This window comes from Pseudonocardia sp. HH130630-07 (genome assembly GCF_001698125.1).
In the GTDB taxonomy this organism is placed as follows: Bacteria; Actinomycetota; Actinomycetes; order Mycobacteriales; family Pseudonocardiaceae; genus Pseudonocardia.
The window spans coordinates 4,628,198-4,640,911 of record NZ_CP013854.1; the positions used below are offsets into that span (position 1 = coordinate 4,628,198).

The window sequence follows — 12,714 nt, forward strand, 5'->3', positions numbered from 1 at the left end:
CGTCTAGGGTGTGTCTCCCAATGCGCGGAGCCAGGTGACGATTGCCTTCAGGACGGCGCCGCCGCGGAAGGTCAGGGCGAGCTTGTCGTAACGGGTGGCCAGCCCGCGCCACTGCTTGACGTGGCAGAACCCGCGCTCGACGACGTTGCGGTTTCGGTAGTCGACCGGATCGAATGCGGGCGGTCGGCCGCCGCGTGAGCCGCGTCGTTTGCGGTGTCCCTGCTGGTCAGAGGGCTCCGGAATGACAGCGATGATCCGGCGCTCGCGCAGGTGCCGGCGGATCGCGCGTGAGGAGTAGGCCTTGTCCGCGCGCACGCGTTCAGGCCGGGTCCGGGGTCGTCCCGGGCCCGGTCGGGCGATGCTCAGGTGCGCCATCAGGTGCGGAAACATTGGCGAGTCGCCGCCCTGGCCGGGGCCGAGGAGGACCACCAGCGGGCGGCCGTGCCCGTCAACGAGCTGGTGGATCTTCGTCGACAGCCCTCCGCGGGACCGTCCCAGCGCGTGATCTGCTGGTTCGGCGAGCAGATTCGTGTAGTTCGATCCGGCCCCCTGTGTCGCGCTTGAGGGTCGCGGCGTGCTGGTGGGCACGGATGATCGTGGAGTCCACGCTGACCGCCCACCCGAGCACCTCGGCGGCGTCGGCCTCGATCAGAAGAGCAGCCAGGATGTGGTCCCAGGTGCCGTCGCCGCTGTAGCGGCGGTGCCGCTTCCACAACGTCTGCCACGGCCCGAACTCGGCTGGGACGTCGCGCCAGGGAAGCCCGCACCGATACCGGTAGATGATCCCCTCGAGCACCCGGCGGTCATCGCGGAACGGGCGCCCGCGACGACCCTCGGAAGAGGGCAACAGCGGCGCCAGACGGGCCCACTGGACATCAGTCAGGACAGCGGTACGCGGCACCGATCAAGCATCGCGCACCCCGCTCCGCCTATCTGGGAGACACGCCCTAGGCCCGGCGCCGCGGCGACGACCCGGCGCACGACGTCGTGGCCCGGCCCGCTGTTGGTCGTGCTGCGGCTCACCAGGATCCGCGGACGCCGTGGCGGGCGGTCGAGCCAGCCGGGCAGGGAGCCCTCGCCGGAGGCCGGGACGGCCCGGATCCGCGAGTCCCGGTCGACGTCGGCGAGCCCGGCCGGGGTGATGGAGAGGGTCGCGTCGGGCCGGCCGTCACCGGGGACGCGCCGGTGCCGGGCGAGCGCCGCCAGCGCCGCACCGTGCACCTCCCACGGGTCCCACAGGCTGATCTGGTGCAGCACGGTGCGCACGCCGAGGTGCCGGGCCGCGACGAGCCCGGCCGGGGCGAACGGATCGTGGACGACCACGTCCGGGCCGAAGCCGCGGAGCTCGGCCAGGACCCGGTCGAGCATCTCGGCGCCGAGCGCTCCGACGATGTGGCCGGCCAGCGGGATCCCGGCCCGGCCGGAGGCCTCCCGCAGCGACAGCCGTGGATGGCGCAGTGCGACCGGAGAGCCCGGTCGTCACCCGCGGCACGCCGGCCACCCCGACGATCCGGACCCCGGGGACGTCGATCCCCAGGGCGTCGCCTCCGGTGAGCAGGCACACCCGGTGCCCCGCCGCCACCGCGGCCCGTGCCAGCGGGAGCAGCGGCCCGACGTGGCCGACGAGCGGGGCGGCGACCAACGCGATCGACGGCTGCCGGCTCGACGTCATGGGCCGAGTCCGGACCACGGTCGTCCGGGCCCGGACGCCGGCGGGCGTCGTGACTGTGGCGCCGGTGACAGTCTATTTGTATACATAACGTGGTTTTGTATGCTGGGTTCAGGTCGCCGAACGCGGCCGGTCGTCGTTCCCGGAAGGTCAGCATGAGCACCGCAGCGCCCACCCGTCCCTGCTTCCACCTCGCGATCCCGGTCGACGACCTGGTCGCCGCCCGCCGCTTCTACGGGGAGGTCCTCGGGCTGGCTGAGGGGCGCTCGTCGGAGATGTGGGTGGACTGGGACTTCCACGGTCACCAGGTCGTCACGCACGTCGCGCCGCGGTCGACGCCGCCCGCGCACAACCCCGTCGACGGGCACGACGTTCCGGTCCCGCACTTCGGGCTGGTGCTCGCGGTGCCCGCCTTCCACGAGCTCGCCGAGCGGCTGCGGGCCGCCGCGACGACGTTCGTGATCGAGCCGTACCAGCGGTTCGCCGGGGAGCCCGGTGAGCAGTGGACGATGTTCCTGACCGACCCGGCCGGCAACAACCTGGAGTTCAAGGCGTTCGCCGACGAGTCGCAGATCTTCGCCCGGTAGATGCCCGTCACCAAGGCCGACACGATCCACGACGCCCTGCGCGACGAGATCGTCGCCGGTCGCCGCGCGCAGGGTTCGGTGCTCGACGAGGCCGAGCTCGCCGAGAGCTTCGGTGCCTCCCGGACCCCGGTCCGGGAGGCACTGCGCCGCCTGCAGAGCGAGGGCCTGCTCACCAGCGGCAGCCGTCGTCAGATGCGGGTCGTCGATCTCTCCGGCCACCGCAGCGACGGGTACCGCCGCGAGATCGCGCTGCTGCGGGTGTCGCTGGAGGGCACGGCGGCGGCCGAGGCGTGCGCGGTGCACACCGACGACGAGATCGACCCGTTGCGGGTCGCCGTCCTGCGGCAGCGGCGGACCGCCGCGACCGGCGACGTCGAGGCCTTCCTCGCGCTGGACGAGGAGTTCCACCGCGCGCTCGCCGCGCTCGCCCGGATGCCGACGCTGACGTTGCTCCTCGACCAGCTCGGCCCGTTCGTCCGGCTGGCCCGCCAAGGGGTCCCGACCGACACCGCGCACATGGTCGCCCTGGCCGACGAGCACGAACGGCTCCTCGACCTGCTCGCCGCACGCGACCCGGAACCGTTGCGCGCGGCGCTCGCCGAGCACATCCACGACGTGGGTCCGAGGGAGCGCCGCACCACCCGGCCGGAGTGAGACCGGGTGCCGGGTGGAACCGGACGGCGTCGGTGTACGACAGTGGGCGTATGGACTGTCAGGAGTGCCGCGAGGTACTGTCCGCTGCCCTCGACGGCGAGGCCGCCCCGGCGGAGCGCGCCGCGGCCGGTGCGCACGCCGCCGGGTGCCCGGACTGCTCCCGGTACGCCGCCGACGCCGACCGGGTCACCCGGCTGGCCCGCGTCGGACCCGCCGAGCAGATGCCGGACGTCGCGGGGACCGTGCTGGCCGCCCTCGGCGTCACCGAACCGGCCCCGGCTCCGGCGCCGGTCGAGCAGCCCGTGCTGACCTGTGTGTCCGGCGGCTGCTGCGACGCCGCCGACGCCGGGCCCGCCCCGGCGGGCAGCGCGTGCGGCTGCCTCGCCAGTTGCGGGTGCGGCTGCCAGGAGGGCGCACCCTGCCGCTGCGGCACCCGCGCCGCCTGAGTGCGTGCCGCTCCGTCGATCGAATCCCGGACGACCCGGAGCGCCGGTGCCGCAACCGCCGGGCGATGGCCGGGTTCCGGGAACGGGCAGTGACGCGCGCCGCACGGGCCCGTACGCTCGGCAGCGGCCGTCGAACCGGGCGGCAGGATCCGGCAGGGACCCGGTGCAGGGCGTCGCCTGCGCCCCGGAGGCGCCCACCGCGCGGAGCAGGAGAGGACCGCATGAGCGAACGTCCCCGGCCCGACTCCGCCGCCACCCGTGAACTCGAGCACGAGCTGACCCGGATCGCCTGGCGGGTGGAGCGGTGGATCGATCCCGGTCCGGCCGCCGTCGTCGCGGGCGCGGCGGTCGCCGCGGTCACGGCGTCGCTGCTCATGCCGTGGTCCGGCAGCACCGCGGGCTGGCAGATCCTGACCGGGCACGTGGTGCTCGGTCCGTTGCCGCGGCTGTTCACCGTCGTCGCGCTCACCGGGCTGGTCGTCTCGGTGCTGGCGCTGCTGACCCGGTTCTGGCCGCTCGCCTGGACCGCGGCCACCTGCAGCGCGATCGGGGCGGTGACCGGGCTGTGGGCGGTCTGGGCGCAGCAGACGTCGACCCCCGGCGCGGAGATCGGGCCCGGGCTCGTCGTGACGGTCCTCGCGGTCTGCGTGCTGTTCGCGACCTGGGCCCGGATCGTCGTCACCGCGGACACGCACGTCCCGGGCGCGCCACCGAGCTGAGCCCCGGGGCTACGACGGGCGGCGCAGACCGGCCCGTACCGCGAGGTCCCGCACCGCCTCGGCCACCGCCCGCGGCGTCTCGTGCACGGGCGTGTGCCCGGCGTCGAGCACGACGAGGTCCCCGTCGCCCACCGCGGCGGACAGCTCGCGGGCCCGCCGCACCGGGCGGGTCGGGTCGTGACGCCCGTGCACGACGGTGACCGGCATCGTCAGCTCGGACAGCCGTGGGCCCAGGTCCAGGTCACGCTGGCTCGCGAGCACCTCGGCCACCGCCTCCGGCGCGACGCCGGCGGCGTAGTCCCGCAGGACGGCCGCGAACGCCGGTGCCGGCGGTGTCGCGAACGAGCGGTCGAGCACGGCGTCGCGCAGCTCCGGGCCCCACCCGGTACGGACCCGCGTGATGATCGCGTCGACGTCACCGTGCCCGCGCATGTCGGCGCCCGTCCCGACCGCCATGAGGCCCGCGACGAGCTCCGGGCGCCGCAGCGCCAGTGCCAGCGCGATCGCCCCGCCGGTGGAGTGGCCCAGGAGCAGGACGGGGGCCCGGCCGGACGCGGCGATCCCGGCGCCGGTGCGTTCCGCGACGGCCTCGACGGTCCAGGGGCCGGTGCCGCCCAGCCAGTCCACCGTGCGCAGCGCGAAGGCCGGGCCGAGGGCGCCGGCGAGCGCGTCGAACACGGCCGGGGAGCACAGCGTCCCCGGCAGCGCGACGACGGGCACGGTGCCGGCGGTCATGGGGCGAGCGTGGTGCGCCGGCCGGACGCGAGCTCCTCGAGGTCGGCGACGGCGGCGTCGACCGCGGGCAGCGCCAGCATCGCCCGCTGGGCGCCGCGCACCCGGGCCCGCACCGCCGCGCCGTCGGGTCCGAGCAGGCCGGCGCAGGCGTCGGTGACGGCGGCGGGCTCGGCGTCGGCCGGGCAATGCACCCCGATCCCGAGCTCGGCGACCCGGGCCGCGTTGTGCTCCTGGTCGCCGAACAGCGGGCGCACCGCCAGCGGGACGCCGTGCCGGACCGCCTCCCGGACCCCGTTGTAGCCACCGTGGGTGAGGAACAGGTCGGCGCACTGCAGCAGCAGCGGCTGCGGCACCCACGGCGTGGCGTGCACGTGGCCGGGGAGCGACAGGTCGCCGAGCTCGACCCCGCCGGTGGCCAGCACGACCTCGGCGTCCAGCCCGGACACGGCCTCGGCGACGGTCCGCAGCGCGCGGTGCGGGTCCACCGGGGCCGCGCGGGGGGCGTCACCGGCGGCCGCCCGCTCGGCCATCATCGGCATCGCGGTCCCGAGCGCCGCCAGCACCAGCGGCCGCCCGGCGGGTAGCTCCGCGATCCACGCCGGGAGTCGCTCCCCGCGGGCCACCTGGTCGTCCTGCCGGTAGCCGCGTGCCGCCGCGACCCCCGGCCCGGCCAGCGAGAACTCCGCCGGCATGCAGTCCAGCCGCCCCCAGGGGTGCAGCTCGCCGGGCACGTCCGGCACGGCGAACCCCAGCTCCTCGCGCCGCGCGGTCAGCACGTCGCCGAGCAGGTCCGGGGTCAGCACGTTCGCCGCCCCCGACGGGGCCGCCACGCACGGCACACCGAGGTGCTCGGCGACCAGGAGCCCGGCCGTCTCGCCGCCGTCGCGCAGCACCAGGTCGGGTTTGCCGTCGCGGTCGCACAGCTCCAGCAGGGCCCGCGCGGAGCCGGTGACCTGCGGCCCCCCGAACAGGGTCGGCAGCAGGGCCGTGGTCAGCTCGGCCGACGTCATCGACGACGGGTCGCCCAGCGTCGCGAGCACCGGCCGGACGTGCTCGACGGCCGTCGTCATCGAGGGCAGCACCGGCTCGACCCGGACCGGCGCACCGTCGAACACGGCGGCGACGTCGGGCGGGCAGGCGACGACGACGTCGTGGCCCGCGACGCCGAGCGCCCGCGCGAACGGCAGCACCGCCCGTCCGTGCGATGGGGAACCGGTCACACTGCAGACGACGCGCATCCCTCCACGATCACCGGCGTGGTTGCGGCGTGCAAGTGATCAGGAGCGTGTCCAACGTCCCAGCACCATCAGGGTGCGGGTACCCGTGACGGTCCCGGTGCGGCGCAGGCGGTCCACCACGTCCTGCAGGTGTTCGAGATCGCGCACCCGCATCTGGACGAGCGCGTCGAGGTCCCCGGCGATCGTGTAGACCGCCTGCACCTCGGGCAGCCGCGACGCCGTCTCGACGATGTCGGTCACCGTCGAGGTGCCCGCGTACCGGACCTCGCTGAACGCCTCCACCGCCCAGCCGAGCTTGCGGTGGTCCACCTGGACGGTGAAACCGATGATCACGCCCGATTCGCGCAGCCGGTCCACCCGGCGTTTCGTCGCCGCGGTGGAGAGCCCGACCCGCTCGGCCATGTCGGCGAACGTGCGGCGCCCGTCGGCGTGCAGCAGGCGCAGCAGGGCGTGGTCGATGTCGTCGATCTCGGGTTCGGCCACGTCGCCTCCGGTCGATCTCGTGCAACGTATCGACGTCATGTCGTCTTATCGGGTCGGTTCTTTGCGTTCTCGTCGAGAGTACTGCCATTGATATTGCGTGCGTGGCGGTGGTCACGTGTCCTGGGGGTACCGCGCCGGACGCCGCGGCCACCGGCCGCGTCACCACCACCGAGCCGACCGTCTCACCGAGGAGCCGCGACCATGACCGGTCCGACGATCGCGCCGCACCCCGAGCGCCGCCCCGAGCCGGCGCCGGTGGACCGCTACGCCGCCCGCACCGGGCGTGCCCCCCTCACCGGCGTGCAGGCACTCGTCCGGCTCGCTCTGACCCAGGCCCGGCTCGACGCCGGCCGTGACCTGGACACCGCGTCGTTCGTCTCCGGCTACCAGGGCTCACCGCTCGGCGGGCTGGACACCGAGCTCGGCCGGGCCCGCACCCACCTCGACGAGGCCGGGATCGTCTTCCGGCCCGGGCTCAACGAGGAACTCGCCGCCACCGCGGTCGCCGGGACCCAGATGCTCGACGCCGTCCCCGGCCGCCGGCACGACGGCGTCGTCGGCTGGTGGTACGGGAAGAACCCGGGACTGGACCGGGCGGCGGACGCCATCCGGCACGGCAACCTGGCCGGTACCGCGCGGCTCGGCGGCGCCGTCGCGATCATCGGCGACGACCCGTCCTGCAAGTCCTCCACCGTGCCCAGCTCGTGCGAGCCGATCGCGCAGAGCCTGTGCCTGCCGCTGCTCGCGCCCGGCTCGGTGGCCGAGGTCGTCGAGTTCGGGCTGCACGCGGTCGCGCTGTCCCGGGCCACCGGCCTCTGGACCGGACTCAAGATCATCGCCGACGTCGCGGACGCCTCGGCCACCGTGGACCTCGGTGCGTTGGACCCGGAGCTGCTCGGCATCCCGCGGCCCCCGGCGACCGACCGGGCGCCCGCGGGGGCGCTCGTCGGCCCGGCCGCCGTCGAGGCCGAGCACGACCAGCTCACCCGCCGCCTGGACCTCGCCCGGCAGTACGCCCGCGAGACCGGCCTCAACCGGGTCACCTTCGACGCCCGGCACGCCCGGATCGCGGTCCTGGCGTCGGGCACCGGCTACGCCACGGTGCTGCGGGCGCTCGACGACCTCGGGCTCGGCGAGGCCGAGCTGGACGCGCTCGGGGTGCGGCTGGTCCGGCTCGCGATGCCGTTCCCGATCGACGGCGACGCGCTCGCCGGTCTGGTCGACGGCGTGGCCGAGGTCCTCGTCGTGGAGGACAAGGTCCCGTTCCTGGAGGGGCACCTGCGTGACGCGCTCTACGGCCGCGAGCACCGCCCGCTGGTCACCGGCCGCCGCGACGACCGCGGCCGGCCGCTGCTGAGTGCGCGCGGCCAGCTCGGGGCGGAGGACGTCGCCCGGGCGATCGCGGCCCGGCTCACCGCGGGCGGTGCGACGCTGCCCGCCCGGGCCGCGGAGCACCTCGACCGGCTCGCCCCGGCGAAGCCGTCGCGGATCGGGCTGGACCTGCTGGGGAACCGGACGCCGTACTTCTGCTCGGGGTGCCCGCACAACACCTCGACCCGGACGTCGGACGACACGCTGGTCGGGGTGGGCATCGGCTGCCACGCGATGATCGCCCTCGACGGCGAGCAGCGCGGACGGCAGGTCGGCCTGACCCAGATGGGCGGCGAGGGCGCGCAGTGGATCGGCCTCGCGCCGTTCACCGACGACCGCACGCTGGTGCAGAACCTCGGTGACGGCACGTTCCACCACTCCGGGTCGCTGGCGGTCCGCGCGGCCGTCGCGGCGGGCGTGACGATGACCTACAAGCTGCTCTACAACGACGCCGTCGCCATGACCGGCGGGCAGCGGGCGGAGGGCCGGATGGCGGTCCCGGACATCACCCGCTCGCTCGCGCTGGAGGGCGTGCGCCGGATCGTGGTGACCACCGACGAGCCGGCGCGCTACCGCGGGATCGCGCTGGACCCGATCGCGAGTCTCCGGCACCGTGACGACCTGCCGTCGGTGGAGCGCGAGCTGGCCGAGGTCGACGGCGTCACCGTGCTGATCCACGACGACCGCTGCGCCGCCGAGGAACGCCGCCTGCGCAAGCGCGGAAAGCTGCCGGCCGTGGCCGAGAAGGTCGTGGTCAACGAGCGGGTCTGCGAGGGCTGCGGGGACTGCGGGGAGAAGAGCACCTGCCTGTCCGTGCTGCCGGTGGAGACGGAGTTCGGCCGCAAGACCCGGATCCACCAGCCGTCGTGCAACTCCGACCTCTCGTGCCTCAAGGGGGACTGCCCGTCGTTCCTCATGGTCACCCCGGGCACCCCGGTGCGCCGGGAGATCCCGTCGCTGCCGGTGGCGCTGACCGAGCCGGAGCCGCGGACCGACGGCGACGCGACGCTGATCCGGATGCCCGGGATCGGCGGGACCGGGGTCGTCACCGCGTCGGCGATCCTGCAGGCGGCCGCGCACCTCGACGGCCTGTTCGCCGCCGGGCTGGAGCAGGTCGGGCTCGCGCAGAAGGGTGGGCCGGTCGTCTCCGACGTCCGGATCTCGAAGCAGCCCGCCGTGGGGATCCTGCGGGCGTCCCGCGGCACCGCCGACGTGATCATCGGGATGGACCTGGTCGGCGCGGCCGGGGAGGCCAACCTCGCCGTCGCCCGGCCGGGGCACACGGTCGCCGTCGTCAACACCTCGCTGATGCCGACCGCGGCCATGGTGACCGGGCGGGTGGTGCTGCCCGGGTCGGTCGAGGACGCCGTGGACCGGGTCGCCGCCGTCACCCGCGACCTGCTGACCGTGGATGCGCAGACGCTGGCCGAGGCACTGTTCGGCGACCACCTGCCGACCAACGTGCTGCTGCTCGGCGCGGCCTACCAGCACGGCGTGCTGCCGGTGTCGGCCGCGTCGATCGAGGAGGCGATCCGGTGGAACGGGGCGGCGGTCGAGCGGACGCTGACCGCGTTCCGCTGGGGCCGGGCCGCCGCGCTGGACCCGGCCGCGGTGCACGCGGCGGTCGTGGCGCCGGAACCGGCCGTCGTCGCTGTGGACGGCGGGTCGGCGGCGCTGGCCCGCTCGGTCGCCGGTGCCGGCGGCGCCGGTGAGACCGGGCTCGAGCAGCTGCTCGCCACCCGGATCGCCGACCTCACCGGGTACCAGGACGCCGGCTACGCGCGCCGCTACGCCGAGGAGGTCCGCCGGGTCGTCACGATCGCGACCGCCGGTGCCGGTGCCGGGGCCGGTGAGCGGATCGGCGCCGCCTACGCCCGCGGCCTGCACACGCTGATGGCCTACAAGGACGAGTACGAGGTCGCCCGGCTGCACCTGGACCCGGTCGAGACCGCCCGGCGGGAGCGCGAGTACGGGCCGGACGCCCGGGTCTCGGTCCTGCTGCACCCGCCGGTCCTGCGGGCGCTGGGGATGCGCCGCAAGATCGCGCTCGGGGCCCGCACGGCGGGCCCGGCGTTCCGGGCGCTGCGGGCCGCCCGACGGCTGCGCGGCACGCCGCTGGACGTGTTCGGCCTCGCCGGGGTCCGGCGGACCGAGCGGGCGCTGGTGGGGGAGTACCAGGGGATCGTGCGCGCCGCCCTGGAGCACCTGGCCCCGGACACCGCGGACGGCGTCGTCGCGGTCGCCGAGACGGCGTCGCTGGTGCGCGGGTACGAGGACATCAAGCTGGCGAACGTCGAACGCTTCCGCGGCGAGGCCGCCGCCCGGCTGGCCGACCTGACCCGGGTGCCGGGCCCGGTCGCTATCTGAGCAGCTTCTGCACCTCGCGGAACCGCGGGTGGGCGGCGTCGCGCAGCCACTCGAACAGCACCATCTCCGAGGAGACGATCCCGGCCCCGGCCGACCGGGCCCTGGCCAGCGCCAGGTCCCGGTCGGCCGGGGAGCGGGAGCCGACGGCGTCCGCGGCGACGTACACGCGGCGCCCGGCTCCCCGGGTGCCGGTGCCGTCGAGCAGTTCCAGCACCGTCTGCAGCACGCAGACGTGCGCCTCCACCCCGGCCACCACGATCTCGCTGCGCCCCGGTGGGAACAGCCCCGCCGCGTCGGCGGCGAACCGGGACTTCGGCGTCACCAGGTGCGGGTGGCCGGACAGCGCCGCCACGGTCGGGCCGAGCTTGTCCGGCACCTGCTCGGTGGCGAGCACCGGGACGCCGAGCAGGGCGGCCGCCTCGGCGAGGCGGACCGCCCTGGCGACCACCTCGTCGCCGTCGTGCACGGCGGGCACGAGGCGCTCCTGGAGGTCGACCAGCAGCAGGACGGCGTCGTCGGCGTTCATCAGCACGGCCCGAGGCTAACCCGGCGGGGCGGGCCGGGCGCCCGCGTCACTCGCAGGCGACGCCGTCACCGTCGCGGTCGAGCTTCGCGGCGTACCCGGGCTGTCCGCGGTACAGCGGGGCCGCTCCGGCCGCGCGCACGGCGGTGCAGTTCTTGTAGTAGGTCGCGCCCCCGGCGGACGGGGCGGGCGCGGCCTCCGGTGCCGGTGCCGGTGCCGGTGCGGGCCGGGGGGCCGGTGCCGGAGCGGGGGCCGGTGCGGGCCGGGGCGCGGGCCTGGGTGCCGGCCGGGGGGCCTCGGTCTGCGGTGCCGACTGCGTGACGCCCTGCTCCGGTGCCGCCGTCCGGGGGGTGACCGGTTCCCGGGTGGCGGGCGCCTGTGCGACCGGGGCGGGCGCGTCCCCGCAGTTCCGCCCGGTCGAGTCGAGCAGCGCGAGATCGGCCAGGTAGGCCGCCGACGCGGTGCTCGAGCCGCGGTGGACGCCGGTGTGTGCGGCCGGGACCATCAGGCGTCCGACGTCGCCCGCCGCGGTCTCGACGTAGCGGACCTCGTTGCCGTAGTGGTCGCGGTCGACGCCGGGCTCGCGGGTCAGGGTCACCGTCGCCCCGGACAGCAGGCGCCGGGCGGCCGCGGTGGCGTCCCGGCCGCCGGGGGTGGCACCGGCGCAGGAGTCGATGCCGATCACCCGGAACCGGCGCTCGCCGGCCCGGAAGGTGTCGCCACCGGTCACCGCGGTCACGACGACGGTCTCGGCGTCGGCCGCGGGTGCGAGCGTCCCGGCGGCCGGCTCGGCCACGACCGCCCCCGCCGGGGCGGCGGCGTCGGTGGCCGGGCGCTCCCCGCAGGCGCTGGTGGCCGCGGCGGTGACGGCGAGGACGAGGACGGTGCCGAACAGGCCGAGCTGGGACACGGTGGTTCCTCCGGGGGAGCGGGTTGCGGCGTCCGGCGGACGCCGGAGACGCCCGCTTCGTCGGCTACCCGTGACCGCTCGTTAACCGAGGGCGACGACGGTCCTCAGAACTGATGACCGGACCGCGGTGGCGGGGTGCGGGACGCCGTGATCACCCGGTCCAGCACCGTGCGCAGCTCCTCCAGCTCGCCCAGCGGCATCCCCAGCCGTTCCACGATCGCCGCGGGGATCGCCTCCGCCCGCGCCCGCAGCGCCCGCCCGGCGGGGGTGAGCGTGACGGCGAGGGTGCGCTCGTCGCCGGCGGCCCGGCCGCGCTCCAGCAGGCCGGCCGCCTCCAGGCGCTTGAGCAGCGGGGACAGCGTGCCGGGATCGAGGGCCAGCTCCCGGGCCAGATCGCTCCCGGAACGTGGCGAGCGCTCCCACAGGGCGAGCAGGACCAGGTACTGCGGGTGGGTCAGGCCCATCGGTTCCAGCAGCGGCCGGTACAGCGCGATCACGTTCCGCGCCGCGACGGCGAGCGCGTAGCAGACCTGCCGGTCCAGCCGGAGGAGGTCGGTGTCGCTGTCCACGGTCCGGCATCGTACATTGTTGGTGCACCAAGGATTGGGGGACCAACCGTGGACGTGCCGATCCGGCCGAACCCGCTGCGCTGGTTGCTGTACGCGTTCGGCGCCGGGCTGCCCGACCGGCACCGGACGTGGGTCGTGCACGACGTGACCGTGCCGACCTGGCAGCTGCGCCACCTGCTGCGGACGACCGTGCAGCTGGCGCCGATCGGTGTGGTGCTCTACCTCGCGATCCCCGGCCCGGCCTACGTCCGGGCGCTGTCGGTGCTGGCCGGGGCGCTGATCGGCTACTTCTACTCGCTCGCCTACATGCAGGAGTCCGCCGAGCACCGGGTGCTCAAGGCCGGGTACCCGGTCGGGCACGCCGCCGCCGTCCGGGCGGCGGCGGGCGCGGCCGACCGGACCGCGGCGCAGGAGCGCTACGAACGCCGCTGGCGCGGCTGAGC

15 protein-coding genes are annotated in these 12,714 nt (G+C 75.6%); 6 read left to right on the top strand and 9 right to left on the bottom strand.

What is annotated here, in order from left to right:
* Positions 1-3 precede the first annotated feature (3 nt).
* From AFB00_RS36395 to AFB00_RS21935, 3 genes are read right to left on the bottom strand one after another with little or no spacing between them, the layout of a single operon-like run.
* On the bottom strand, positions 4-525 hold the full coding sequence (locus AFB00_RS36395) for an IS5 family transposase (protein ID WP_414706231.1): 522 nt from the start codon (positions 523-525) through the stop codon (positions 4-6).
* A complete protein-coding gene (locus AFB00_RS36400) occupies positions 449-901 on the bottom strand; it encodes an IS5 family transposase (RefSeq protein ID WP_442965817.1) in 453 nt (150 codons plus the stop codon). The genes AFB00_RS36395 and AFB00_RS36400 overlap by 77 nt, the downstream gene beginning before the upstream one ends.
* Positions 880-1,368, bottom strand: a complete 489-nt coding sequence (locus AFB00_RS21935; RefSeq protein ID WP_068798754.1) for a hypothetical protein — start codon at positions 1,366-1,368, stop codon at positions 880-882. Before AFB00_RS21935 ends, AFB00_RS36400 begins: the two co-directional genes overlap by 22 nt.
* 456 nt (positions 1,369-1,824) lie before the next feature.
* Between AFB00_RS21935 and AFB00_RS21945 the strand changes: the two genes are divergently transcribed.
* The 4 genes from AFB00_RS21945 to AFB00_RS21960 all read left to right on the top strand — a co-directional run bounded on the left by AFB00_RS21945 (position 1,825) and on the right by AFB00_RS21960 (position 4,075).
* Positions 1,825-2,256 carry a VOC family protein gene (locus AFB00_RS21945; RefSeq protein ID WP_068798756.1) on the top strand — a complete coding sequence of 144 codons (432 nt, stop codon included), beginning with the start codon at positions 1,825-1,827 and terminating at the stop codon, positions 2,254-2,256.
* Positions 2,257-2,910 carry a GntR family transcriptional regulator gene (locus AFB00_RS21950; protein ID WP_068798757.1) on the top strand — a complete coding sequence of 218 codons (654 nt, stop codon included), beginning with the start codon at positions 2,257-2,259 and terminating at the stop codon, positions 2,908-2,910. It abuts the gene before it with no gap.
* Positions 2,911-2,960: 50 nt separating this feature from the next.
* The gene (locus AFB00_RS21955; RefSeq protein ID WP_068798758.1) at positions 2,961-3,356 is read left to right on the top strand and encodes a zf-HC2 domain-containing protein; all 396 of its coding nucleotides are present in this window, start codon (positions 2,961-2,963) and stop codon (positions 3,354-3,356) included.
* 221 nt (positions 3,357-3,577) lie between these two features.
* Positions 3,578-4,075, top strand: a complete 498-nt coding sequence (locus tag AFB00_RS21960; protein ID WP_068798759.1) for an Rv2732c family membrane protein — start codon at positions 3,578-3,580, stop codon at positions 4,073-4,075.
* Between the two features lie 9 nt (positions 4,076-4,084).
* Here the strand turns inward: AFB00_RS21960 and AFB00_RS21965 are convergent, their stop codons facing one another.
* The 3 genes from AFB00_RS21965 to AFB00_RS21975 form a co-directional block, all read right to left on the bottom strand.
* Positions 4,085-4,810: an alpha/beta fold hydrolase gene (locus AFB00_RS21965; protein WP_231974019.1), complete on the bottom strand. Its 726-nt coding sequence runs from the start codon at positions 4,808-4,810 to the stop codon at positions 4,085-4,087.
* A complete protein-coding gene (locus tag AFB00_RS21970; RefSeq protein WP_231974020.1) occupies positions 4,807-6,000 on the bottom strand; it encodes a glycosyltransferase in 1,194 nt (397 codons plus the stop codon). The genes AFB00_RS21965 and AFB00_RS21970 overlap by 4 nt, the downstream gene beginning before the upstream one ends.
* Before the next feature lie 87 nt (positions 6,001-6,087).
* On the bottom strand, positions 6,088-6,531 hold the full coding sequence (locus tag AFB00_RS21975; protein WP_068798761.1) for an Lrp/AsnC family transcriptional regulator: 444 nt from the start codon (positions 6,529-6,531) through the stop codon (positions 6,088-6,090).
* Positions 6,532-6,732: 201 nt separating this feature from the next.
* On the opposite strand from AFB00_RS21975, the gene AFB00_RS21980 reads away from it, so the two are divergent.
* Positions 6,733-10,269 carry an indolepyruvate ferredoxin oxidoreductase family protein gene (locus AFB00_RS21980; RefSeq protein ID WP_068798762.1) on the top strand — a complete coding sequence of 1,179 codons (3,537 nt, stop codon included), beginning with the start codon at positions 6,733-6,735 and terminating at the stop codon, positions 10,267-10,269.
* Here AFB00_RS21980 and AFB00_RS21985 read toward each other — a convergent pair.
* The 3 genes from AFB00_RS21985 to AFB00_RS21995 form a co-directional block, all read right to left on the bottom strand.
* Positions 10,262-10,795, bottom strand: coding sequence for an isochorismatase family protein (locus AFB00_RS21985; protein WP_231974474.1), 534 nt, complete (start codon positions 10,793-10,795; stop codon positions 10,262-10,264). The genes AFB00_RS21980 and AFB00_RS21985 overlap by 8 nt on opposite strands.
* A gap of 46 nt (positions 10,796-10,841) precedes the next feature.
* The gene (locus AFB00_RS35050) at positions 10,842-11,702 is read right to left on the bottom strand and encodes an excalibur calcium-binding domain-containing protein (protein WP_231974021.1); all 861 of its coding nucleotides are present in this window, start codon (positions 11,700-11,702) and stop codon (positions 10,842-10,844) included.
* 104 nt (positions 11,703-11,806) lie between these two features.
* Positions 11,807-12,271: a MarR family winged helix-turn-helix transcriptional regulator gene (locus AFB00_RS21995; protein WP_068798764.1), complete on the bottom strand. Its 465-nt coding sequence runs from the start codon at positions 12,269-12,271 to the stop codon at positions 11,807-11,809.
* Between the two features lie 48 nt (positions 12,272-12,319).
* Here AFB00_RS21995 and AFB00_RS22000 point away from each other — a divergent pair, with 48 nt between their 5' ends.
* Complete coding sequence (locus AFB00_RS22000) at positions 12,320-12,712, top strand: DUF5313 family protein (protein WP_068798765.1); 393 nt, start codon at positions 12,320-12,322, stop codon at positions 12,710-12,712.
* Positions 12,713-12,714 lie beyond the last annotated feature (2 nt).